Annotated in this window: 24 protein-coding genes; 14 read left to right on the forward strand and 10 right to left on the reverse strand. The window is 63.9% G+C overall.

Annotated features, from left to right (window positions below; translation table 11 throughout):
• Window positions 1-8 precede the first annotated feature (8 nt).
• Together IVB19_RS23300 and IVB19_RS23305 are read right to left on the reverse strand one after the other, a co-directional pair.
• The gene (locus IVB19_RS23300; protein ID WP_247299783.1) at window positions 9-986 is read right to left on the reverse strand and encodes an NADPH:quinone oxidoreductase family protein; all 978 of its coding nucleotides are present in this window, start codon (window positions 984-986) and stop codon (window positions 9-11) included.
• The gene (locus tag IVB19_RS23305) at window positions 986-1,594 is read right to left on the reverse strand and encodes a 2-hydroxychromene-2-carboxylate isomerase (protein ID WP_247299784.1); all 609 of its coding nucleotides are present in this window, start codon (window positions 1,592-1,594) and stop codon (window positions 986-988) included. The genes IVB19_RS23300 and IVB19_RS23305 overlap by 1 nt, the downstream gene beginning before the upstream one ends.
• A gap of 110 nt (window positions 1,595-1,704) precedes the next feature.
• Here IVB19_RS23305 and IVB19_RS23310 point away from each other — a divergent pair, with 110 nt between their 5' ends.
• Entirely contained in the window at window positions 1,705-2,727 is a 1,023-nt protein-coding gene (locus IVB19_RS23310; protein WP_085351098.1) for a methionine synthase, read from the forward strand.
• A 4-nt stretch (window positions 2,728-2,731) separates the two neighbouring features.
• Window positions 2,732-2,959, forward strand: a complete 228-nt coding sequence (locus IVB19_RS23315; RefSeq protein WP_085351097.1) for a hypothetical protein — start codon at window positions 2,732-2,734, stop codon at window positions 2,957-2,959.
• Here IVB19_RS23315 and IVB19_RS23320 read toward each other — a convergent pair.
• The 3 genes from IVB19_RS23320 to IVB19_RS23330 all read right to left on the reverse strand — a co-directional run bounded on the left by IVB19_RS23320 (window position 2,956) and on the right by IVB19_RS23330 (window position 4,982).
• A complete protein-coding gene (locus tag IVB19_RS23320; RefSeq protein ID WP_026232920.1) occupies window positions 2,956-3,573 on the reverse strand; it encodes a hypothetical protein in 618 nt (205 codons plus the stop codon). The genes IVB19_RS23315 and IVB19_RS23320 overlap by 4 nt on opposite strands.
• Window positions 3,574-3,680: 107 nt before the next feature.
• Window positions 3,681-4,208, reverse strand: coding sequence for a xanthine phosphoribosyltransferase (gpt, locus tag IVB19_RS23325; protein ID WP_007602504.1), 528 nt, complete (start codon window positions 4,206-4,208; stop codon window positions 3,681-3,683).
• Window positions 4,209-4,244: 36 nt separating this feature from the next.
• The gene (locus tag IVB19_RS23330; protein WP_018455305.1) at window positions 4,245-4,982 is read right to left on the reverse strand and encodes a competence/damage-inducible protein A; all 738 of its coding nucleotides are present in this window, start codon (window positions 4,980-4,982) and stop codon (window positions 4,245-4,247) included.
• Window positions 4,983-5,259: 277 nt separating this feature from the next.
• On the opposite strand from IVB19_RS23330, the gene IVB19_RS23335 reads away from it, so the two are divergent.
• The 5 genes from IVB19_RS23335 to IVB19_RS23355 all read left to right on the forward strand — a co-directional run bounded on the left by IVB19_RS23335 (window position 5,260) and on the right by IVB19_RS23355 (window position 10,210).
• On the forward strand, window positions 5,260-6,678 hold the full coding sequence (locus IVB19_RS23335) for a circularly permuted type 2 ATP-grasp protein (RefSeq protein ID WP_018455304.1): 1,419 nt from the start codon (window positions 5,260-5,262) through the stop codon (window positions 6,676-6,678).
• Window positions 6,679-6,682: 4 nt separating this feature from the next.
• Window positions 6,683-7,627 carry an alpha-E domain-containing protein gene (locus tag IVB19_RS23340; RefSeq protein WP_018455303.1) on the forward strand — a complete coding sequence of 315 codons (945 nt, stop codon included), beginning with the start codon at window positions 6,683-6,685 and terminating at the stop codon, window positions 7,625-7,627.
• 68 nt (window positions 7,628-7,695) lie between these two features.
• Window positions 7,696-8,544, forward strand: coding sequence for a transglutaminase family protein (locus IVB19_RS23345; protein WP_247299785.1), 849 nt, complete (start codon window positions 7,696-7,698; stop codon window positions 8,542-8,544).
• Between the two features lie 122 nt (window positions 8,545-8,666).
• On the forward strand, window positions 8,667-9,425 hold the full coding sequence (locus IVB19_RS23350; RefSeq protein ID WP_026232918.1) for a proteasome-type protease: 759 nt from the start codon (window positions 8,667-8,669) through the stop codon (window positions 9,423-9,425).
• 26 nt (window positions 9,426-9,451) lie between these two features.
• Window positions 9,452-10,210, forward strand: coding sequence for an SDR family oxidoreductase (locus IVB19_RS23355; protein ID WP_247299787.1), 759 nt, complete (start codon window positions 9,452-9,454; stop codon window positions 10,208-10,210).
• A gap of 238 nt (window positions 10,211-10,448) precedes the next feature.
• On the opposite strand, the gene IVB19_RS23360 is transcribed toward IVB19_RS23355, so the two are convergent.
• Window positions 10,449-11,687: an MFS transporter gene (locus IVB19_RS23360; RefSeq protein ID WP_247299788.1), complete on the reverse strand. Its 1,239-nt coding sequence runs from the start codon at window positions 11,685-11,687 to the stop codon at window positions 10,449-10,451.
• Between the two features lie 158 nt (window positions 11,688-11,845).
• Between IVB19_RS23360 and IVB19_RS23365 the strand changes: the two genes are divergently transcribed.
• Entirely contained in the window at window positions 11,846-13,096 is a 1,251-nt protein-coding gene (locus tag IVB19_RS23365) for a NupC/NupG family nucleoside CNT transporter (protein ID WP_085361711.1), read from the forward strand.
• 103 nt (window positions 13,097-13,199) lie between these two features.
• Window positions 13,200-15,326, forward strand: a complete 2,127-nt coding sequence (locus IVB19_RS23370) for an O-linked N-acetylglucosamine transferase, SPINDLY family protein (RefSeq protein WP_247299790.1) — start codon at window positions 13,200-13,202, stop codon at window positions 15,324-15,326.
• A gap of 12 nt (window positions 15,327-15,338) precedes the next feature.
• Here IVB19_RS23370 and IVB19_RS23375 read toward each other — a convergent pair whose 3' ends face one another.
• Window positions 15,339-15,878, reverse strand: a complete 540-nt coding sequence (locus IVB19_RS23375; RefSeq protein WP_247299792.1) for a cupin domain-containing protein — start codon at window positions 15,876-15,878, stop codon at window positions 15,339-15,341.
• A 149-nt stretch (window positions 15,879-16,027) separates the two neighbouring features.
• Window positions 16,028-16,315 (reverse strand): usg protein, encoded by a 288-nt coding sequence (locus IVB19_RS23380; RefSeq protein ID WP_007611911.1) that lies wholly within the window; start codon window positions 16,313-16,315, stop codon window positions 16,028-16,030.
• Between the two features lie 373 nt (window positions 16,316-16,688).
• Between IVB19_RS23380 and IVB19_RS23385 the strand changes: the two genes are divergently transcribed.
• On the forward strand, window positions 16,689-17,003 hold the full coding sequence (locus IVB19_RS23385) for a co-chaperone GroES (RefSeq protein WP_007611913.1): 315 nt from the start codon (window positions 16,689-16,691) through the stop codon (window positions 17,001-17,003).
• Between the two features lie 44 nt (window positions 17,004-17,047).
• Complete coding sequence (gene groL / locus IVB19_RS23390; RefSeq protein WP_085351091.1) at window positions 17,048-18,688, forward strand: chaperonin GroEL; 1,641 nt, start codon at window positions 17,048-17,050, stop codon at window positions 18,686-18,688.
• Window positions 18,689-18,803: 115 nt separating this feature from the next.
• Here groL and lepB read toward each other — a convergent pair whose 3' ends face one another.
• Window positions 18,804-19,550: a signal peptidase I gene (gene lepB / locus IVB19_RS23395; protein WP_085385036.1), complete on the reverse strand. Its 747-nt coding sequence runs from the start codon at window positions 19,548-19,550 to the stop codon at window positions 18,804-18,806.
• A gap of 109 nt (window positions 19,551-19,659) precedes the next feature.
• A complete protein-coding gene (locus IVB19_RS23400) occupies window positions 19,660-20,493 on the reverse strand; it encodes a LysR family transcriptional regulator (RefSeq protein WP_018455621.1) in 834 nt (277 codons plus the stop codon).
• A 132-nt stretch (window positions 20,494-20,625) separates the two neighbouring features.
• On the opposite strand from IVB19_RS23400, the gene IVB19_RS23405 reads away from it, so the two are divergent.
• The 3 genes from IVB19_RS23405 to IVB19_RS23415 all read left to right on the forward strand — a co-directional run bounded on the left by IVB19_RS23405 (window position 20,626) and on the right by IVB19_RS23415 (window position 23,340).
• Window positions 20,626-21,219: a cysteine hydrolase family protein gene (locus tag IVB19_RS23405; RefSeq protein WP_018455620.1), complete on the forward strand. Its 594-nt coding sequence runs from the start codon at window positions 20,626-20,628 to the stop codon at window positions 21,217-21,219.
• Window positions 21,220-21,232: 13 nt separating this feature from the next.
• Window positions 21,233-21,871 (forward strand): glutathione binding-like protein, encoded by a 639-nt coding sequence (locus IVB19_RS23410; RefSeq protein ID WP_247297330.1) that lies wholly within the window; start codon window positions 21,233-21,235, stop codon window positions 21,869-21,871.
• A gap of 110 nt (window positions 21,872-21,981) precedes the next feature.
• Window positions 21,982-23,340, forward strand: coding sequence for a caspase family protein (locus IVB19_RS23415; RefSeq protein WP_085361707.1), 1,359 nt, complete (start codon window positions 21,982-21,984; stop codon window positions 23,338-23,340).
• The last annotated feature ends 18 nt before the right edge of the window (window positions 23,341-23,358 follow it).

Genomic DNA, 23,358 nt, shown 5'->3' on the forward strand with positions numbered 1-23,358 from the left:
GTAGGCGCTTAGTCCATCACCAGCGCCACACGCCCGATCGCCTTGCGGTCGATCAGCAACCGCATCGCCTGCGCAAACTCCTCCAGCGGCAGGCGATGCGAGACGTTAGGGCGCAGCTTGCCCTCTTCCGCCCATGTGAGCAGCGCCCTCAGGCGCACTTCGCCAAGCGCTGGATTTTTCCGCACGGCCTCGCCGGCACGCACGCCGAGCACGCTGGCGCCTTTGATCAGCAAGAGATTGGTTTTCGCCGAGCCGATGCCGCCGGTGAAGCCGATCACCAGCAGCCGTGCGCCCCAGGCGATGCAACGCATCGAGTTTTCGAACACTTCTCCGCCGACGGGATCGAACACGACGTCGGCACCGCGCCCGTCGGTAATACGTTTGACAGCATCACGAAACGGCTCGCGATCGTAGCGCACGAGATGATCGGCGCCGCGCGCCTTGGCGACCGCGAGCTTTTCGTCGCTGGACGCCGTCGCGATCACGGTGGCACCCAGCATCTTGCCGATCTCCACGGCAGCAAGGCCCACGCCACCGCCGGCGCCATGCACCAGCAGCACCTCGCCCGGCGCAACCCGGCCGCGGTCGATCAGCGCGTGATAGGCGGTGCCGTGCCCGGCGAGATAGGTCGCGGCTTCCGCATAGTCGAACGTCGATGGCATCGGGGTGAGCTGCGACGGCGTCACCACGGCTTCATCCGTGAAGGCACCGTGTCGCATCTTGACGATGACCTTGTCGCCGAGGAAGACGCCACTCGCCTCTGCGCCGACCTCGGTCACGTCGCCGGCCGCCTCCATGCCCGGCGTGAACGGCAGCTCCGGCTTGAGCTGGTATTCGCCGGCCGCCATCAGCACGTCGGGAAAATTCAGGCCGGCGGCACGGATCGCGACGCGCACTTCGCCCGGCTTCAGCTCGCGCGACGGAAACTCTTCGAGCTGCAATTTTTCGGGCGCGCCGAGCGCGCGGCAAACGACAGCCCGCACCATCAGGCCGCGCTCGCCTTGCCGCGCAGCAGCGCCTCGCGGATCAACGGCAGGCGGTCATTGCCGAAATACATGTCGGTCTTGCCGAGAAAGATCGTCGGCGAGCCAAAGCCGCCGCGGGCGACGACTTCTTCGGTGTTGGCCTTGAGCTGATCCTTGATCCCCTGCCCCGAAATGCCCGCGAAGAATTTCTGCTCATCGACGCCGACCTTCCTGCAGATCTCCGCGAGCACTGAATCCTGCGAGATGTCCTTGTCCTCGCCCCAATAGGTCTCGAACACCGCCGTGGCGAAAGGCACCGATTCCTGCCCGAGCCAGATGCAGCCGCGCATCGCTTTCACGCTGTTCACCGGAAATACCGTCGGCGGCATCTTGATCGCGAGACTGGCCGAGCGCGACCAGTCGGCAAGGTCCTTTTTCATGTAGCGCGCCTTCAGCGGCACCGGCGTCTCACGCTGCGCGTAGACACTTGGGTTGACCGTATTGAAGATGCCGCCCACCAGGATCGGCCGCCAGATGATCTCCGCGCCAACCTCCCTGGCCAGCGGCTGGATGTTGTGGAAGGCGAGATAGGTCCAGGGGCTGGAACAGTCGAAGAAGAATTCGATCATGGCGTTTCCGGTCCGGCGCCGCCGGTTTCAAGGCGACTTTTGTTGTTCTGTACCTCGACGTTAAGACATGGCAGGAAGGGGCGCAATCATAACCCGCCGAGAGGGCCGCCATGCTGTTTCCAACCACGATCGCCGGCTCCTTGCCGAAGCCGGAATGGCTCGCCGAACCCAACATGCTCTGGGCGCCCTGGAAGTCGCAAGGCGACGAGCTCGTCCGCGCCAAGCGCGATGCGACGATGCTTGCCGTTAAAGTCCAGGAGGACGCCGGGATCGACATCGTCACTGAGGGCGAGCAGGCCAGGCAACATTTCGTCCACGGTTTCCTGGAGAAGATCGAGGGCATCGATTTCGCCCACAAGGTCGAGATGGGTATCCGCAAGGATCGCTACAAGGCGATGGTGCCGCAGGTCGTCGCCCCGCTCCGGCTGAAGAGCCGCGTCCACGCCGACGAGGCGCGTGTCGCCCGCGCGCACACGATGAAGAAGCTGAAATTCACCCTGCCCGGCCCGATGACCATCATCGACACCATTGCCGATCGCTACTATGGCGACCGCGTCAAGATGGCCTTTGCGTTCGCCGAACTGCTGAACGAGGAAGCCAAGGCGCTCCAGGCCGACGGCGTCGATCTCGTGCAGTTCGACGAGCCCGCGTTCAACGTCTACATGGACGAGGTCAACGATTGGGGCATCAAGGCGCTGGAGCGCGCCGCGCAGGGCCTGACCTGTGCCACCGCCGTGCATATTTGCTACGGCTACGGCATCAAGGCCAACACCGACTGGAAGGAAACGCTCGGCGCGCAATGGCGGCAGTACGAGCAGATATTTCCCGCGATCGACGCCAGCCCAATCCAGCAGGTCGCGATCGAGTGCCGCAACTCGAAGGTGCCGCTCGACCTGCTTGCGCTGCTCAAGACCAAGATCGTGCAGGCCGGCGTGATCGACGTCGCCAGCGACACGGTGGAGACGGCCGAGGATGTCGTGCAGGTGATCGACGCGGTGTCGAAATTCGTACCCAAGAGCAACATCATCGCCACCACCAATTGCGGCATGGCGCCGATGCGGCGCGAGATCGCCGAAGCCAAGCTGATGGCGCTCGGCGCCGGTGCCGCGCTGGCACGCGAGAAGCTGGGTTAGGGATGTGATCCGTCTGGCGTTCACCATTGCAACGCTTGCCGCGTTCGCGCTGTCGGCGCGCGCAGAGGATCGTTCCGTGCTTCTCAATTGCAAGGCAATCGTGGAGCGTGCGTCGAAGGATGCGAATGCCGCGAGCGAAGCCGAGCTGACGCGCTGCCGCCAAGTGATCCGCGAATGGGCACTGCGCGATGCGCGGACCACAGTGGATGAGCACGGCAAGCCGCTGCGCTAGCGGCGCGCGGTCCGATGCAGCACAGGTTGATATCCAGCGATGATCGCGCGCAGCGTGGAAGGCGGCGTCAACAGCAACGGGTGATCGAGGGCGCTCGGATGCAGGACGTAGCCCGCGGGTGACCACAGCAGCGCCTTGCCCTGCGCGAGGAGGAAGCAGTCATCGCCCTGTTGCACCATCGCGCCGTCAGGCAATTCCGCGAGCGGCATCGACAGCACATGCAGCCGTTTCTTGCCACGATCGAGCCGCTCCCGATGCAGTACGGCATCCATCGCCTTGGCGCTGATGCCGCGGGCATCGTTGCCCATCTCCCATGCAACGCGAAATCGCTTCGCATCGTCGCGGCGGCAGAAGAAGCAGGGCCGATGGCCGGCGGCAAAAGCCGTGGCCTCGTCGAGGAAGAACAGCTCGGTCCAGCTCCGCCGCGCCATCACCGGCCGACGCCAGCCGCGGAATTCGCACAGGCAGGTGATCCAGGCCGGCGACGACCAGCGCTTTTTCAGCAGCGTCTTCGTCGCGGGATCATGAATGATGCCGCGGTTGCCGGTGAACATGCCGCGGTGCGGTGTCGCGATGATCTCGCCGGTCGGCGTGACGCGGTTTTGCAGGGGCATGGTCGCCTCCACCGGTCATTGCGAGCGAAGCGAAGCAATCCAGAAATGCATCCTCGGAGGTAGCCTGGATTGCTTCGTTGCTTCGCTCCTCGCAATGACGGCGATAATCACGCCGCCCCGTCGCGAAGCGGCGGGTGATAGGACAGCGCGGTGTCCCAGGGGAAGAAGATCCAGGTGTCCTGCGAGACTTCGGTGATGAAGGTATCGACCAGCGGACGTCCCTTCGGCTTGGCGTAGACGGTTGCGAAATGCGCGTCGGGGAGCATCGCGCGCACCAGCTTGCCGGTCTTGCCGGTGTCGACGAGATCGTCGACGATCAGGAGCCCCTTGCCGGTGCCGCCGCCGAGCTTCATCACGTCTTCGGAGATGCCCTTCAGCACTTTAAGGTCGCCCTGCTTGTCGTGGTCGTAGCTGGCGATGCAGACCGTATCGATCACGCGCACGCCAAGCTCGCGCGCCACGATCGCCGCCGGCACAAGCCCGCCGCGGGTGATCGCGATCACCGCATGAAACGGACCAACTTCATTGAGCCGCCAGGTCAGTGCCCGGCAATCCCGGTGGAACTGGTCCCACGACACCGGAAAGGGGCGGCCCGCCCGTTCTTCCGCACTTAGTTCCGGTGCTTCACCAGCCATCGTCGTCTCCTGCTTCGTCTGCCGGCAGCTAGGTTGCTAGCGGGTGATGTTCAATCCCGCCAGCATTTCCTTCACCGCCGCCATTGCGGCTGCGAGCTTGTCCGCATCGCGCGAGCGCACCACCAGATTGGTGTTCGGCTTCTGCTCTTCATCCATGAAGGGATAGCTGCCGATGATGGTGTCGGGATGTTGGGCGGCAATCGCCCGCAGCGGGCTGCCGATGTCGCCTTCCCGCGCATTGGCGCGGACCGATTCGGAGAGCATGCGCACGCCCGATTTCAGCTTGGGCGAGACGATGTCCATCATCGCCTGCATGATCGAGGGCACGCCCGCCATCACGATGACATTGCCGATCTTGAAGCCGGGAGCGAGGATGGTCGCGCTCTGGATCAGCTCGGCACCATCAGGAATGCGGGCCATGCGCAGGCGGGCCTCGTTGAGGTCCTGCTCGCTCCAGCGCTCGCGGAAACGGGCGACCACCTCCGGGTGATGGTCGATGCCGACGCCGAACGCCTTGGCGACGCTATCAGCGGTGATGTCGTCATGGGTCGGCCCGATGCCACCTGTGGTGAAGACATAGGTGTAGCGATGCCGCAGTGCATCCAACGCGGCAATGATGTCGGACTCGTCGTCGGAGACGACCCGGACCTCCTTCAGGTCGATGCCGATATTGGTCAGGTATTCGGCGATGAAGCCGATGTTCTTGTCCTTGGTCCGGCCGGACAGGATTTCGTCCCCAATGACCAGAATACCCGCCGTGACGATCTCGCTCATACCTCAAGTCCCTCACCTATCGGCCCGACTTTGCCGAGGTAACGCGTTGAAGTCACGCGGTTTTGCTGCCGAAATAAGCAGTCCTCAGCCATTTTTTCAGGCAAGCCGCCGGCCATCCCCGGCAAATGTCCTCTCCCCATGCTTATCGCGCTGGCCCGGCCCTTGCTACCGCATGAAAGTCATGCACTCTTGCCGCATGGCCAGGACGTTGCGGTCTTCACCAGGGCCTCGCGACCTGTCGAATGGCGCAACGCCTTGCGGAGACAAGTCGGGATCTATGGCAGTCGCGTTTGATGAAATGAACATTCCCGGTGGGGACCTTCGGCCCGCCTATCAGGAGCTGGCGCGCTGGCTCAAGGAGACGCCTCCCGAGGCGCTCGAATATCGCCGCCAGGAGGCCGAGCTCCTCTTCCGCCGCATCGGCATTACCTTCGCGGTCTATGGCGACTCCGAGTCCACGGAGCGCCTGATCCCCTTCGACGTGATCCCGCGGATCATGTCCGGCAAGGAATGGGCGCTGCTGGAGAGGGGCCTGAAGCAGCGCGTGCGCGCGCTCAACATGTTCCTGCGCGACATCTATCACGGCCGCGATATCCTCCGTGCCGAGATCGTGCCCGACGACCTCATCTTTCAGAACCCGGTCTTCCGTCCCGAGATGAACGGCCAGCAGGTGCCGCACGACGTCTACGTGCACATCGCCGGCATCGACATCGTCCGGGTCGATGCCGAGGACTTCATCGTGCTGGAGGACAATGCACGCACGCCCTCGGGCGTGTCCTACATGCTGGAAAACCGCGAGATCATGATGCGGCTGTTTCCGGACCTGTTCGCCCGCCACAGGGTGGCGCCGGTCGAACGCTATCCGGACGAGCTGCTATCCGCCCTGCGCTCGGTGGCGCCGCAAAGCGCCTCCGGCGAGCCGACCGTCGCGTTGCTCACGCCGGGCGTCTACAACTCGGCCTATTACGAGCACTCCTTCCTCGCCGACAAGCTCGGTATCGAGCTGGTCGAGGGCCGTGACCTCATCGTCAAGAACAACGAAGTGTTCATGCGGACGACCGAGGGCGTGAAACGGGTCGACGTGATCTACCGCCGCGTCGACGACGACTACCTCGATCCCCTCACCTTCCGCCCCGACTCCGCCCTCGGCGTGCCCGGGCTGATGTCGGCCTATGCGGCCGGCAACATTACGCTCGCCAACGCGGTCGGCACCGGCATCGCCGACGACAAGGCGATCTACTCCTACATGCCGGACATCGTAAAATTCTACCTCGGCGAGGAGCCGATCCTGAAGAACGTGCAGACCTGGCGCTGCCGCGAGCCGAAGGACCTCGCCTATGTGCTGGACCATCTGAGCGAGCTCGTCGTGAAGGAGGTGCATGGCTCCGGCGGCTACGGCATGCTGATCGGCCCTGCCGCGACCAAGGCGACGATCGAAGCCTTCCGCGAGAAGCTCAAGCGCGAGCCCGAGGGCTTCATTGCGCAGCCGACGCTGGCGCTCTCGACCTGCCCGACCTGCACGGCATCCGGCCTTGCGCCCCGCCACGTCGACCTGCGACCGTTCGTGCTCACCGGCAGCAAGAGCACCACGATCGTGCCCGGCGGGTTGACACGCGTTGCCCTGAAGGAAGGCTCCCTGGTGGTGAATTCGAGCCAGGGCGGCGGCACCAAAGATACCTGGATCCTGGACGAGTAGAGAGATGCTGTCGCGTACCGCCGAAAACCTCTATTGGCTCGCCCGCTACGTCGAACGGGCCGAGTATCTTGCGCGCACCATCGATGCGACGCTGCGCGTCACCGCGCTTCCCGCCGCCTATATCGGCAAGACCAACGAATGGGACTCGGCGCTTTTGACCGCCGGCGTCGCCGCAAGCTTCTATCAGCAGTACGAAGAAGCCAACGAGCGCAACGTCGTGGATTATCTCTCGTTCTCGGCGGATAATCCGTCCTCGATCAGGAATTGCATCGAGGCCGCGCGGCTGAATTCGCGCTCGGTGCGCACAGCGCTGACGAGCGAGATGTGGGATACCATCAACTCGGCCTGGATCGAGTTGCAGGAGGTCTGGAGCAGAGGGACCTCCACGCGCGAGGATCTCGCAAAGTTCCTGCGCTTCGTGCAGGAGACCTCGCTGCGCTTCGACGGCTCGGCCTACCGGACCATGTTGCGCAACGACGCCTACTGGTTCTCGCGGATGGGCCTGCATCTCGAACGCGCCGACAACACTGCGCGCATTCTCGACGTGAAATACCATGTGCTGCTGCCCGAGGAGGAGCATGTCGGCGGCCCGCTCGATTTCTACCAATGGACCTCGATCCTGCGCTCGGTCTCGGCGCTGACGGCCTATCACTGGGTCTATCGCGAGACGCTGAAACCCTGGCTGATCGCGGACCTCTTGATCCTCAACGATTCGCTGCCGCGTTCACTGGCGAGCTGCTACGGCAACCTCGTGCGCAATCTCGATCAGATCGGGGTAGCCTATGGCCGCCAGGGTCCGGCCCAGCGCCATGCCCGCGGCATCCGCAACCGGCTGGAACACAGCAATATGAACGACATTTTCCAGCATGGCGTGCATGAATTCATTCAGGAATTCATCTTGGACAATTCCAGGCTGGGCGAAATCATCACGAAGCAGTATTTGATCTGATACTGCTGTCATTCCGGGGACGCCCGCAGGGCTAGCCCGGATCGATGACGCTAGAACAACGGTCCACCATGCGCCTGCGAATCCTGCACACCACGACCTATCGCTACGAGCCGCAGGCCACGAGCGTGATCCAGATCCTGCGCATGACGCCCGGCAGCCATGACGGGCAATATGTGGCGGAGTGGCAGATCGACGTGTCGACCGACACCAAGCTCGACACGCACGAGGACGCGTTCGGCAACGTCACCCACGTGCTGTCCTGCGGACCGGTCGGCGACATCAAGATCACCGCCGAGGGCCTGATCGAGACCCACGACACCGGCGGCGTTCTGCGCGGCGCCGACGAGCGCTTTCCGGCCGGCATGTTCTTGCGGGCCACCGACCTTACCACGGTCAATCCCGCGATGAATGCGGTCGCGCGCCAGCTGCGCAGCGAGGCCGAGAGCGACACGCTGGGCTTCCTGCACACGCTGATGACGCAAATCAGCGATCACATGACCTTCGACGAGGACCCGACCAACAGCGGCACGTCGGCGGCGGAAGCGTTCACGCTCAAGCGCGGCGTCTGCCAGGACTACGCGCACATCTTCATCGCCTGCGCCCGCAGCGGCGGCGTGCCGGCGCGCTTCGTCTCCGGCCATTTCCTGCGCTCCGACGGCACGGTGCATCAGGACGCGGGCCATGCTTGGGCGGAGGCCTATGTCGACGGTCTCGGCTGGGTCGGCTTCGATCCCGCCAACAGCATCTGCGCCACCGACGCCCATGTCCGCGTCGCGATCGGGCTCGATTATCTCGGCGCCGCCCCCGTACGCGGCACCCGCTATGGCGGCGGCGCGGAGACGCTGTCGGTGGCGGTCAAGGTCCAGCAGGCCGGCCGTGGCGGCCAGTCGCAATCGCAGTCCCAGCGGCAGAGCTGAGCCGCGCCCCGCGCGCCCCTCACCCACGGTCTGTTTCCACCCTGCCGCCCCGCGGCAATCGGGGGTTGGAGCGGCCGTTGAAATTGGCTAGTAATCCGCGCAAACGCGTTCGGGGACAGGAAATGACCTATTGTTGCGGAATTCTGGTTCGGGACGGTCTGGTGATGATCGCCGACACCCGCACCAATGCCGGCCTCGACAACGTCTCGACCTTCCGCAAGCTCCACATCTTCTCCAAGCCCGGCGATCGCATCATGGCAATTGCCAGCGCCGGCAACCTCGCCATCAGCCAGTCGGTGCTCTCGACGCTGACCGAGGGCCTCGAAGACCCCGACACCGGTGAGATCGAGACGCTGATGAACGCGCCGACCATGTTCCAGGCCGCCCAGCGCATTGGCCGGGCGATCCGGGCCGTGCACGCGACCGAGGGCCCCGCACTGAGGTCTGAGGACGTATCGTTCGACGTGTCCTTCCTGTTCGGGGGCCAGATCAACGGCGCGCGCATGCGCCTGTTCATGGTCTACACCGCCGGCAATTTCATCGAATGCACCACCGACACACCCTATCTGCAGATCGGGGAGCACAAATACGGCAAGCCGGTGCTCGACCGCGCCATGCATTACGACGTCGAACTCTACGAGGCGCTGAAGACCGGGCTGATCTCGATGGATTCGACCATGCGCTCGAATCTCGGCGTCGGCCTGCCGATCGACGTTCTGGTGGTGCGCGCCGACGCCTGCGAGGCCGACCTCAACCACCGCATCGAGGCGGGCGAGCCCTATTTCCACGATTTGCGCTCGCGCTGGTCGGCGGCCTTGCGCGCCGCGCATCAGAACATTCCGCGGCCGCCCTACAAGAACGAAAAAGAATCCAAAACCTGACAGATCAAGAGAAAAGGCAGGAAACGATGAGTGAAGCGAAAAAGATCGCAGTGGTGACGGGCGCTGGCACTGGAGTCGGGCGCGCGGCGTCACTGGCGCTGATGAACACAGGCTTCACCGTGGTGCTGGTCGGGCGCCGGCCCGAGATGCTCGAGGAGACGGCCAAGCTCGGCCCCGCCGGAAAGAGCCTCTGCATCACCGCCGACATGACCAAGCCGGACTCGATCGCCGCGCTGTTCGACAAGGTCAAGGCCACCTATGGCCGGCTCGACGTGCTCTTCAACAATGCCGGGATGGGCGCACCGCCGGTGAATTTCGAGGATCTCAGCCTCGAGCAGTGGCAGGCGGTGGTGAACACCAACCTCACCGGACCGTTCCTGTGCACCCAGCACGCCTTCCGCATCATGAAGGACCAGACCCCGCGCGGCGGCCGCATCATCAACAACGGCTCGATCTCGGCGCATGCGCCGCGGCCATTCTCGGCGGCCTATACCTCGACCAAGCACGCCATCACCGGCCTCACCAAGGCGTCCAACCTCGACGGGCGCATGTACGACATCGCGGTCGGCCAGGTCGACATCGGCAATGCCGCAACGCCCATGACCGACCGCATGGTCAACGGTCCCGGCGTGCTGCAGCCCGACGGCACGTCGAAGCAGGAGCCGCGCATGGACGCGAAGGCGGTCGGCGATGCCGTCGCCTACATGGCCGGCCTGCCGCTCGATGCCAACGTGCTGACCATGACGGTCATGGCAACCAAGATGCCGTTCGTGGGACGCGGCTGAACAAAAAACGCGAAAACAACCCCATGCACAGTAGGCGGCATGGGGTTGCAGCCTCGCTCCGCAAGCGGACGTGAAGTCGGCTAAATCTCCGCACTGCTTCAACAATCGTCATTGCGAGCGCAGCGAAGCAATCTAGACTACCACCGCGGCAAGATTCTGGATTGCTTCGTCGCGCCAGCGCAAAATTACTTCACAATTTGTCGCGGGCTCCTCGCAATGACGGGGAGAGAGCGAGCTCCTACTCCAAACTCTCCACCCGGCGCAGACTCGGAAACAGCTTCATCCACAACAGCGCCACCGCAACCGTGCAGACGCCGCCCAGCACGGCTGCCGGCATCGCGCCGAACAGTGCGGCAGCCACCCCGCTCTCGAACTGGCCGAGTTGGTTGGAGGCGTTGATGAAGAGGAAGTTCACCGCACCGACCCGGCCACGCATCTCGTCGGGCGTCGCGAGCTGCACCAGCGAGAAGCGGATCACGACGCTGATCGTATCGGCCGCGCCGAGAACGGCGAGCGCGAGCACCGAGAGCCACATCCAGGACGACAGCGCGAACACGATCGTTGCGACGCCGAACACGATCACTGCCTGAAACATGCGCAGGCCCACATGCCGCGAAATGGCGTGACGGGCCAGCACCATGGTCATCAGCAGCGCGCCGACCGCGGGCGCGGCGCGGAGGATTCCGAGTCCCATCGGACCGGTCTGGAGGATGTCGCGGGCATAGATCGGCAGAAGCGCCGTGACGCCGCCGAACAGCACCGCGAACAGATCGAGCGAGATGGTGCCGAGGATCGCCGGATTGCCGCGGATGAAGCGGACGCCGGCGAAGATATTGTCGGCTCCCGCGATATCCTTGGCGATCGCCTGCGGGCGCGGCCGGATGAAGCCGGTCAGGATCATCCCGAAGATCCAGAACAGCACCATCACCGCGTAGGCGAGATGCGGCGCAACCGCGTAGGCAAAACCGCCTAGCGCCGGACCGGTAATGGTCGCGACCTGCGCCGCACCGCTGGAGACGGCGGTGGCGCGCTGGAGCGAGCCCTGCGGCGCGATCGCCGGCAGCAGCGCCGCGGTGGTCGGGCTCTCGAACGCGCCGGCAATGCCGAGCACGAAGGTGGCCACGAAAATCTGAACTTCGCTGACCAAGCCGAGATAGGTGATGACGCCGAGATAGAGCGCGGTCGCTGCTTCCACGAGTTGGCAGAGCTGGACCACGCGCTTGCGCTCGTAGCGGTCGGCGGCATGGCCGGCGATGAACACCAGCAGCGCCGTGGGCAGGAATTGCACGAGGCCGACCATGCCGAGATCGAAGGCCGAGCCGGTGAGATCGTAGATCTGCCAGCCGATCGCGACCGCCGCAATCTGGCTGGAGAAACGCGACAGGCTGCGCGAGAGCAGAAAGAACAGAAAGGCGCGATGGGAGAGGAGCGCGCGGGCACTGACCGGCGGGTTTCCCGATATGGGCTGGTCTGGCATCGCCTCTTCGGTCACGCTCGGGCTATCCGGCTCCTGATGTCGACGTGCTCCGCGTGGCTGACGCGGACCTGCTTGTCAACAGCGAGACGCTTCGACAATCTCCCGGCATTGCGTTTGCAACGCAGGGGTGGCCATAATCATCGGGGTTTGGGGACATCATGCTGCGGCTGCAATCGGCACTCGGCGTTTTCGCATTGCTGTTGATCGCCTTGGTCCTGAGCGAGAATCGCCGCGCGGCCTCGCTGCGCCAGGCGGCGATCGGCCTCGTCGCCACCTTCGTCACCGCGATCGTTCTCCTGAAGGTGCCCGTCGTCGCGCGCGCGTTCGGTGCCATCAACGACGCGGTGGGCGCGATCTCGGCGGCCTCGCGCGCCGGCTCCTCCTTCGTGTTCGGCTATGTCGGCGGCGGTCCCCTGCCCTTCGACCTGAAAGCACCGGGTGCCGATTTCGTCCTGGCGTTCCAGGCGCTGCCGATCGTGCTGGTCATGAGCGTGCTGACGACGCTCTTGTTCTATTGGCGCGTGCTGCCGCCGGTCGTGCGCGGCATGGCCTGGCTGCTGGAGCGGACGCTCGGCGTCGGCGGCGCGGTCGGACTCTCGACCGCCGCCAACATCTTTCTCGGCATGGTCGAGGCGCCGCTGTTCGTGCGGCCTTATCTCGCGCAAATGACCCGCAGCGAGTTGTTCCTGGTGATGACCGGCGGCATGGCCGGCATCGCCGGCACGGTGCTGGTGCTGTATGCGACGCTCCTTGCTCCCCTCATTCCCGACGCAGCCGCCCATTTCGTCATCGCCTCGGTGCTGGGTGCCCCGGCCGCGATCCTGGTCAGCCTCATCATGGTGCCGGAGACATCCGACAAGCGCACCGGCGGCGCGCTGGAGGCTCCCGAGATGGAGGTCTCCAGCACGATGGACGCGATCGTGAAAGGGACGGGCGCGGGGATCGAGCTGCTGATCAACATCGTCGCCATGCTGCTGGTGCTGGTGGCGCTGGTCTATCTCGTCAATGCGATCCTCGGCCTGCTGCCTGATGTCGGCGGCGCTGCGATCTCGTTGCAGCGCCTGCTCGGCCTCGTGATGGCGCCGGTGTGCTGGCTCATGGGATTGCCGTGGGACCAGGCGATCACCGCCGGCAGCCTGATGGGCACGAAAACCGTGCTGAACGAGCTGATCGCCTATGTCGACTTCTCGAAGCTGCCGCCCGGCACGCTCGATCCGCGCTCGCGCCTGATCATGCTCTATGCGATGTGCGGCTTCGCCAATTTCGCCAGCCTCGGCATCATGATCGGCGGTCTCGGCGTGATGGCGCCGGAACGGCGCGAGGAAATCAATGCGCTCGGGCTGAAGTCGATCGTGTCGGGAACGCTGACGACGTGCCTGATGGGAGCAGTGGTGGGGGTGTTGACGTGAAGCTTGTGTGAGGCTGGCGCCCTCGCAGCTCCGATGGGGCGCAGCGCAATCGCGACAATCCTTCCATGTTAATCTCTTCAGGAGATTCGGCTGGAATTGATTCATGAGCAACAGCGCAGGCCAGCGGGCATTTCAAAATGCCCGGCTTCAGAAACGGCAAAAAGCCGAGCTAGGGCCGTTGCTCGCGCGCGCCCTCCAGCTGCACAAGGCGGGACTTCTCCCCGAGGCCAAGACGGCCTATCGCGAACTCCTGGAGCTTGCGCCCGACCAATTCATCGCGCTGCATTTGCTGGGCGCTTTGGAGTCTGAAGCCAAAAACTATCGGCAGGCGCAAGTTTTGCTGAGCCGAGCGGTGGCCTTGGATCCGCGATCTGCCGAAGCCCATATGAGCCTGGGCGTCGCGCTCAACGGGCTGAAACGTCACAATGAGGCCCGCGAGAGCTATCGGAAGGCCCTCGCCCTTCGCCCCAACTACGCCTTGGCCCTGTCCAATCTCGGCAACGCAAGCGCGGCCCTTGAACTTTACCAGGAAGCGCTCGAGAGCTACGACAAGGCGCTCGCAATCGACGGAAGACTTTCCGAAGCCCATAACGGCCGGGGTTGGGCGCTCTGCCGTGTGCGCGCCTATGACGAAGCGATCGCAAGCTTAAACCGCGCGCTATCGATCAAGCCTGACTACGCCTCGGCGCTGTCGACCCGCGCCGTTGCATTGCGGGAGCTTCAGCGATTTGACGAAGCCATGGCGGATTGCAATCGCGCAATCGCCCTCGCACCCGACGACGCGAATGGATGGCTCTGGCGGGCCAGTATCTTGCTCCTGACCCGGCAAGTTGCCGAAGCATTGTCCGATTGCGAGAAGGCTCTCGCGGCCGATCCCGGCTTCTCTCAGGCCCACAGCCTGCTCGGCCAATGTCTCGCGGCACTTGGCCGGGTCGACGAAGCCCTCGCCAGTTTCGACAGAGCTCTCGACATCGAGCCTGATCAGAGCACGATCTCCAGCAAGATATTCACCCTCGATTTCATGGCCGACGCCAGCGTTGCGCAGCATCAGCAAGCGCGACATGTATGGTGGGAGCAGATCGGTGCGAAGATCGCCTCAGCAGCGGCGGGATCGCATGAGAACAGCCGCGATCCGGATCGCCGTCTGGTGCTGGGTTATGTCTCGTCGGATTTTCACACACATTCAGCGGCGTTCATTTTCGAGCCGGTCCTGCAGCACCATGATCGGGCACAGTTCGAGATCGTGTGCTACGCTTGTTCACCGAAAACGGATGCGACGACCAGCGAGTTTCAGGGGATCGCCGATCGCTGGCGCGACGCCTCGCAATGGTCCGACGATCGCCTCGCCGCTCAGATCCGCGCCGACGGCGTCGATATCCTGATCGATCTGTCCGGCCACACCAGCGGAAACCGCCTCGGTGTGTTTGCGCGCAAACCGGCACCTGTTCAGGCGCATGGCTGGGGCCATGGTACCGGGACCGGGTTGCCAACCATCGATTATCTATTCTCGGACCCGGTCGCGATTCCTGCCGCGGTTCGGCATCTGTTTGCGGAGACCATCGTTGACCTGCCGTGCTTTGTGACGCTGGCGCCGCTGCCACCCGGGATTGCGCGGGCGCCGACGCCGGCGCTCGCGAACGGCTTCATCACATTCGGTGTCTTCAACCGCATCAGCAAGATTTCGAACGAGGCGGTGGAAGTCTGGTCTAGGATTCTCGAGCGGGTGCCGGGTTCGCGACTGCTGATCAAGGATACTGCACTGGACGCTCAGCTGGTCCGCGACAATCTGCTGGCGCGGTTTGCCGCTTGCCGGTTGCCGGCCGAACGCGTCGATCTGCTCGGAGCCACGTCGCGAGACGAACATCTGGCAACGTTCAATCGCGTCGATATTGGCCTCGACCCATTCCCGCAGAATGGCGGCGTCAGCACGTGGGAAGCCTTGCAGATGGGCGTGCCGGTGGTGGCGAAGCTCGGTCACAGCCTGCCGAGCCGTGCTGCCGGCTCCATCCTCACCGCGCTGGGCCTGCCGGAGTGGGTCGCGGACAGCGATGAGGCCTATGTCGAAATCGCAGCGAGCCGTGGGTTGCAGATCGGCGAGCTCGATAAGTTGCGCGGCGAACTGCCCGGACAGATCAGGGCTGCCGCCGCCGGCAACCCAATCTCATACGTGCAAGCGGTGGACGATGCCTATCGCGCGATGTGGAAACGCTATTGCAACGACGGCGGCTGATCTCCGCCTCGCCTACGCCTTAAACTCCACGGTCCTGAACTCCGCCGGCAGGATCACCTCCAGCAGCTCGACGTCGTCCGAATAGTCCAGGATCATGTGCTTGATCTTCGGCGGCTGGGTCCAGGCGCTACCTTCTTTCATCAGCGTCTCGCCCACTCCGTCCATATAGGTCTTCACCCAGCCCTTGAGCACGTAGACCATCTGGAATTCGACGTCGTGAAAGTGCAGCTTCGACACTTCGTCCGGATTGCAGGGGCCTTGCAGCCGGATCACGTGCGCCTGCGCGAGGCCGTGGCTGGCGGCGGCGATGCCGAGGTCGCGATATTTCGCGTAGGTACGCAGACCGTCGGCTTTGAAGTCTTCCTCGCGGTGATGGCTGATCGCAATGCGCTGCTTGGGCCGCGCCGGTTTCTTGGCGGATGACTTTGCCGTTGTCGTGGGGGCTTTTGCCTTCACCGCCGTGCGCGCCGTGGATCGTGCTGCGGGTTTGGCCCCGCTACGCCTCTTCACCGCGGCTTGCGATGCGCTGCGCGATTTTGCTTTCTTGGCCATGGGCGGCCTCCCCTGTTGTTATGGGGAGAGGCTAGCACAGAATGCGAAATCGCAGGGCGGGTTAGCGCTAACGTACCCACCACTTCTTTGCGCAAGCGTTGAAGCATGGGGGGTTACACTGACGCTAACCCACCCTACAGCTCCGCCCTTCAATGCAGCCGGAATACTCCGTCCACCGCGCGCAACTCGGCCGGCTTGATCAGCTTGGAATGCGCCACTGTCACCGAGTGAAGCGGTCCGTCGAGCTTTTCCTGCCAGAACGCCAGAAAATCCTTCAGCGCCGGAAATTTCGGAAACATGTCGTAGTCCTGCCAGACGTAAGTCTGGAGCAGCGAGGGATGATCCGGCATCCGGTAGAGAATCTGCGCCGTCGTCATTCCGTAACCCAGCAGCTGTTTCCGGAAATCGTCCGAAACGGCTCCACTCCGCAAGCCCATGCCAACCTCCTTTGCAGGAGCGCATTCAAGGAGTGGCTTTCCGGTGCGCCTTAAGAGCCACCCGCTGCTGATGCGCTCACATAAGAGAAATGTGACGCAAACTGACAATCCATCTCAAGCCCAAAAGTTTAACAAGCTGTTGAAATTCAATGCGTTAGCAGCAGATCTAGCTCCGTGCTAATACTGCGCCGAGCGCGATTAACGATGGAAAGAGATTTTGGCAGGCGGCGCCTCCGAGTGCTATTTTTCTGCTACAAGCCCTTGCTCCCGCCAAAATCCTGCCTTATCTCAGTTGTGCCTGCGCTGGCACTCGCCGGCGTAGACTGCTAACAACCCAAAATTCCCAAATCGTGCAAAAGCTTAGGAGAACTGCATGAATTTCCGTCCGCTTCACGACCGCGTCGTGGTCAAGCGCATCGACGCAGAAGAGAAGACCGCTGGCGGCATCATCATTCCCGACACGGCGAAGGAAAAGCCCTCGCAGGGCGAGATCGTCGCCGTCGGCCCGGGTGGCCGCGACGAAGCTGGCAAGCTGATCCCGATCGACCTGAAGGTCGGCGACCGCGTGCTGTTCGGTAAGTGGTCCGGCACCGAGGTCAAGATCGACAACGTCGACCTGCTGATCATGAAGGAAAGCGACATCATGGGCGTCCTCGACGTCCCCGCTTCCAAGAAGAAGGCGGCCTAAGAGCCCCTCTCTTATCCAGTTAAACACCTAAGGAAAAAATCCAGATGGCAGCTAAAGAAGTCAAATTCTCGGTCGATGCGCGCGACAAGATGCTTCGCGGCGTCGACATTCTCGCCAACGCGGTGAAGGTCACGCTCGGTCCGAAGGGCCGCAACGTCGTGCTCGACAAGTCGTTCGGCGCTCCCCGCATCACCAAGGACGGCGTCACCGTCGCCAAGGAGATCGAGCTCGAGGACAAGTTCGAGAACATGGGCGCGCAGATGGTGCGCGAAGTCGCCTCCAAGTCCGCTGACGCGGCCGGCGACGGCACCACCACCGCGACCGTGCTGGCCCAGGCGATCGTGCGCGAAGGCGCCAAGTCGGTTGCCGCCGGCATGAACCCGATGGATCTGAAGCGCGGTATCGATCTCGCGGTCGAAGCCGTCGTTGCGGACCTCGTCAAGAACTCCAAGAAGGTGACCTCGAACGACGAGATCGCCCAGGTCGGCACCATCTCGGCCAACGGCGACGCGGAGATCGGCAAGTTCCTCGCCGACGCCATGAAGAAGGTCGGCAACGAGGGTGTCATCACCGTCGAGGAAGCCAAGTCGCTCGAGACCGAGCTCGACGTCGTCGAGGGCATGCAGTTCGACCGCGGCTACATCTCGCCCTACTTCGTCACCAACGCCGACAAGATGCGCGTTGAGATGGACGACGCCTACATCCTCATCAACGAGAAGAAGCTCTCCTCGCTGAACGAGCTGCTGCCGCTGCTCGAGGCCGTGGTGCAGACCGGCAAGCCGCTGGTCATCGTCGCCGAGGACGTCGAAGGCGAAGCGCTTGCCACCCTAGTCGTGAACCGTCTCCGTGGCGGCCTGAAGGTCGCGGCCGTCAAGGCTCCGGGCTTCGGCGATCGCCGCAAGGCCATGCTGCAGGACATCGCGATCCTGACCGGTGGCCAGGCGATCTCGGAAGATCTCGGCATCAAGCTCGAGAACGTCACGCTCAACATGCTCGGTCGCGCCAAGAAGGTGATGATCGACAAGGAGAACACCACGATCGTCAACGGCGCCGGCAAGAAGGCCGACATCGAAGCGCGCGTGTCGCAGATCAAGGCGCAGATCGAGGAAACCACCTCGGACTACGACCGTGAGAAGCTCCAGGAGCGTCTTGCCAAGCTCGCAGGCGGCGTCGCGGTGATCCGCGTCGGCGGCGCGACCGAGGTCGAGGTGAAGGAGCGCAAGGATCGCGTTGATGACGCGATGCATGCGACCCGCGCGGCGGTCGAGGAAGGCATCGTCCCGGGCGGCGGCGTCGCCCTGCTCCGTGCCTCCGAGCAGCTCAAGGGCCTGCGCACCAAGAACGACGACCAGAAGACCGGCGTCGAGATCGTGCGCAAGGCGCTCTCCGCGCCCGCTCGCCAGATCGCGATCAACGCCGGTGAAGATGGCTCCGTGATCGTCGGCAAGGTCCTTGAGAACAAGTCGTACGCCTACGGCTTCGACTCCCAGACCGGCGAATATGTCGACCTCGTCAAGAAGGGCATCATCGACCCGACCAAGGTGGTCCGTACCGCGATCCAGAACGCAGCCTCGGTTGCGGCGCTCTTGATCACCACGGAAGCCATGGTCGCCGAGTTGCCCAAGAAGGGCGGCTCCGGTCCGGCGATGCCCCCGGGCGGCGGCATGGGCGGCATGGATTTCTGATCCAGCCATTCCGGCAAACGACAAAATGCGAAACCCCGGCAGCGATGCCGGGGTTTTGTTTTTCTTCGGTGGTCCCATCCCGGAGCAGCGCGGAGCCCGGAATGACAGTGGGGCTTCACCACACCTTCCCCAGCCGCTCCATGTGCGGTTCGCCGTGCTGGTCGAGCGACCAGAATATCCGCGTCACCTTGCCGACCAGATTGTCCATCGGCACGAATCCGATCGACGACATCACGCGGCTGTCACTCGAGTTGTCGCGATTGTCGCCGAGCACGAAGAAATGGCCCGGCGGCACGGTGTAGACGTCGGTGTTGTCGTAGTAGCCGTTGTCGACACAGTCCTGCGTCACGTAGGACGCGCCGTTCGGCAGCGTCTCGCGCCAGCGCTTGGCCTTCGCACCGTCATCCACGCCGCAGGTGGAGCCGGCGAATGCCTGCTTCAGAGCGACGCGCGTCACCGGGCGGTCATTGAGGATGAGTTGGCCCTGCCGCATCTGGATGCGATCACTGGGCAGCCCGACCACGCGCTTGACATAGTCGACCGCGGTGTCCTTTGGCGTCCGGAACACGACGACGTCACCATACTCGGGATCGGTGGCCCGGAAACGCCCGGAGATCCACGACGGCGCGAAGGGAAACGAATAACGGCCATAGCCATAGGCATATTTTGCAGCAAAGACGTAGTCGCCGACGACCAGCGTCGGCGTCATCGAGCCGGAAGGGATGTTGAACGGCTGAAACAGGAAGATGCGAAACAGGAACGGCGGCGACCACAGCACCGGAATCAGGAGGATCAGGATGACGATCGCCTTCCATTCCCGCACTTTGGCCTGCGGGTGGATGGTTTCCTGAAGAGTGGTCATGCGCCTGCCCTGATCAAGCCCGTAGTCGTCGCGAGATTACGCAACCCTCGCGCGTACGCAATCCCATAACTTGGTCGCGCCGCGCGCGGATCGCGTTCACGGGTCGCAATCAACCGCGCGCGAGATCGCTGAAGCAGCGGCGGATCCATTCGATGGTGAGCCGCGTCGCCGGATCGCGCTTGAGATGGTTCTGCACCAGCAGCCAGACGTCGCGGCGCCCAGGCAGCAGCGTGGCGCGCAGGCGGCGATCGCCGAGTAAGTCCGCGCAGACATGCTCCGGCAACACGCCGGCGGCCTGATGCGCGCGGATCAGGTTACGGATGACGCGAACGTTGTCGGTAACGCAGCGCGCGTGGGCTTGCTTCATACGCAGGAATTGCATCTCGGGAATGGCACCGAGTTCGTCCGGATAGGCGCACAGCACCGGCTCGCCTTCGGTCGTGACAGGCTCAAAATAATAGAGCTTGACGTCACCGAGCCTGGAGATCGCGAAGTCGCCCTTGTCGGGCTTGCGCAGCCGGATAGCGAGATCGGCTTCCCAGCGCGAGAACTTGACGTTCTCGCTCGAGGTGAGGAATTGCAGCGTCAGGCCGGAATTGGCGCGCAGGAAGTCGCTCGCGCGCGGCGACAGAACCTCCTCGGCAACCGTGTTGGTGGAGGCGATACGCAGGCGTCCCACCGGGCCTGCAAGACTCTCGCCGACGCGACCGATCTCGGCGGCATGTGCGGCCATCGCCTCGACATGCGCCAGCACCGCCTCGCAACTCCGCGTCGGCCGGCGCTGGCCGTCCACCGCATCGAACAGCGGCACGCCGAGATCGCGCTGGATGCGCGCGAGCCTGCGGCCGACGGTGGTCTCGTCGATGCGCAGCCGCGCGCTGGCGCCGGCATAGGTGCCCTCGTCCCTGACCGCGGCGATGATGCGCAGATCGTCCCAGTTCATGGCGATGAGCCTAGCAGGCACGACGGGCTCCTGCAAATTTGCAGCCATATGCTGCAATAGTCCTGCACATTGGCAGGCCGCCGCCGCGCTACTGTGGCGCCATCCGATATGCCTTAGGAAGGCCCGACCCGCATGACCGCCCCAAAAACCCTGCTTGAATTGTCCGGCGCCGATCTCACTCCGCCCAGGCTCGCCGATTCCTGCCTCGTGCTAATCGACATCCAGAACGAATATTGCGCCGGGCCGCTCGCCTTGCCGGACGCGGAGCCCGCAATCGCCGCCGCCGCGCGCCTGCTCGCCCGCGCGAGGGCGAGCGGCGCTGCGATCTTCCATATCGCGCACAAGGGACGTGCCGGCAGCCTGTTCGACCGCGAGGCCGCGCGCGGCGCGATCGTCAGGAACGTGGCGCCGCTCGCCAGCGAAGCCGTGATCGAAAAAGCGCTGCCGAACGCTTTTGCCGGCACCGACCTGCAAGTCCGGCTGGCCGCAACCGGACGCACGAACATCGTGCTGGCCGGTTTCATGACCCATATGTGCATCAGCTCGACCACCCGCGCCGCGCTCGACCTCGGCCTGCGCACGACGATCGCAGCCGATGCCTGCGCCACACGCGATCTTCCCGACGGCCGCGGCGGAGCGCTCTCCGCAAGGATCATCCACGAGGTCGCCCTGGCCGAATTGTCGGACCGGTTTGCGATCATCGCACAAACCGAGACGTTGACCTGAAGGAGCGTAGGCGATGCTGCAACTCTATTTCTCACCGATGGCCTGCTCGCTTGCGAGCCGCATCGCGCTGATGGAAGCGGGCATCGAGGCCCGCTATCATCCGGTCCATCTCCAGACCAAGCAGGTCGTGGACGACGGCAGCGATTTCCTCGGCGTTTCCCCAAAGGGCGCGGTGCCGGTCCTGGTGCTGGAGAATGGCGAACGGCTGACCGAAAGCGCCGCGGTGCTGCAATACATCGCCGACCTAAAGCCGCAGGCGGGCCTTGCACCCGCCTTCGGAAATCCCGACCGGTATCGGCTCCAGGAATGGCTCAGTTTCGTCGGGGCCGAGATCCACAAGGCGTTCCTGTTTCCAACCTTCTGGTACAAGGACGACGCCTCGCTCGCCAAGCCGCGTGCAAGAATAGCGCAGACATTATCGATGCCTGCCGCGCATCTGACGGACCGCGAATTCCTCGTCGGCGACAGCTTCACCGTCGCGGATGCCCATCTCACCTGGGCTTTGCTGTTGCTCCGTCCCGCGGGAATCGACGTCGCGCAATGGCCATCGTTGTCGGCCTATCTCGCGCGCATGCAGGCGCGACCGGCCGTGCGGGACGCGATTGCGACCGAAATGGCCGTCCGCATGACGATGGCGGCGAGCCCGGCGTGACAGGATGTCACGGCCGGGAAATCTGAGCGGTGCTCCGGCAGGGCATTGATGTCGGCGCGGCATGCGCTAATCTGGAGGGATATTTTTCGACATTTCCTTGGAAGGCATTCATGCGTGCTCTTTCCAGATTTTGCCCGGCCGGACTTTGCCTTGCCCTCCTGGTCTGCTGGCTTTCCGTTGCGCCGGCATCGGCGGAAACCCGCGTCGCCCTGGTGATCGGCAATGGCGCCTATGCCAGTACGGCGCAGCTTCCCAACCCGTCGCACGATGCCGAAGACGTCGCCGCCTCGCTCAAGCGCAGCGGCTTCGAGGTGCTCCAGGGCATCGACCTGCGCCAAGCTGACATGCAGGACCTCACCATCCGCTTCGCGCGCGCCGCGAGCAAAGCCGACGTCGCCATGTTCTACTACAGCGGCCATGCGATGCAGTACAACGGCGTGAACTATCTGATGCCTGTCGATGCCGTGCTGAGCGACGAAGCCGACCTGAAGCGCTTCCTGCGGGTGGACGACATCGTGAACGACCTGCAGCAGGCCAAGAACCTGCGGATCCTCATCCTCGATTCCTGCCGCGACAATCCGCTGGCCGAAACCTTGAAACGCTCCGCCGGCATGACGCGCGGCGCCTCGATCGGGCGGGGCCTGTCGAAAGTCGAAGCACCGCGCGGCACGATCGTGTCGTTCTCAACCCAGTCCGGGCAGACGGCGGCCGATGGCAGCGGCCGCAACAGCCCCTATACGACGGCGTTCCTGAAGCACATCGAGGAGCCGCAGGAGATCGGCGAAGTCTTTCGCGACATCAGCAGCGACGTCTACGATTCCAGCGGCAAGACCCAACTCCCGGAGCTGTCGCTGTCGATCATCGGCAAGTTCTACCTGAACGGACCGGTGTCGGTCACGGTGGCGCCGGCGGCGCCACAAGCCGCGCCCCGGGCTGACCCTTGCGCAGCAGCAGAAGCACACTGGAAGGCTGCCGACGGCATCGGCACGCTGGGCGCTTTCGAGGATCACCTCGCGAGATTCCCGAATTGCATCTTCGCCACGCTCGCCAAAGCTCGGATCGAGGGGCTGAAGCAGAAGGTGGCGCTCGCGCCGTCAGGCAACGGCCGGAGCGGCGGAAGCAAGGATTTTGACGGCAGCTGGGACGTGACGTTGAACTGCTTGGCCACCGGCAAGGCGCAGGGCTTCACCAGACCTCTGGTCGCCACCGTCACGAACGGCGTGCTTCATGCCGAGGCGCAGGGTCCGGGCAACAACATCAACCGGCTCGAGATCGACGGCCAGATCCCGGCGGACGGCAAGACCACCTTGAGCGCGCGCGGCACGACGGGAGCGAGCGCGTACACGCTGAACAATCTCGCGCCCGGCTCGCCCTACGCCTTTACCGTCGATGCGCAGTTCGATCGCACCCGCGGCACCGGCAAGCGCAACGAGGCGCGGGCCTGCAATCTGGTTTTCGTCAAACGCTAGCTGCGCATCCCCGGCCGG

The organism is Bradyrhizobium sp. 187 (assembly GCF_023101005.1).
Classification (GTDB): domain Bacteria; phylum Pseudomonadota; class Alphaproteobacteria; order Rhizobiales; family Xanthobacteraceae; genus Bradyrhizobium; species Bradyrhizobium canariense_D.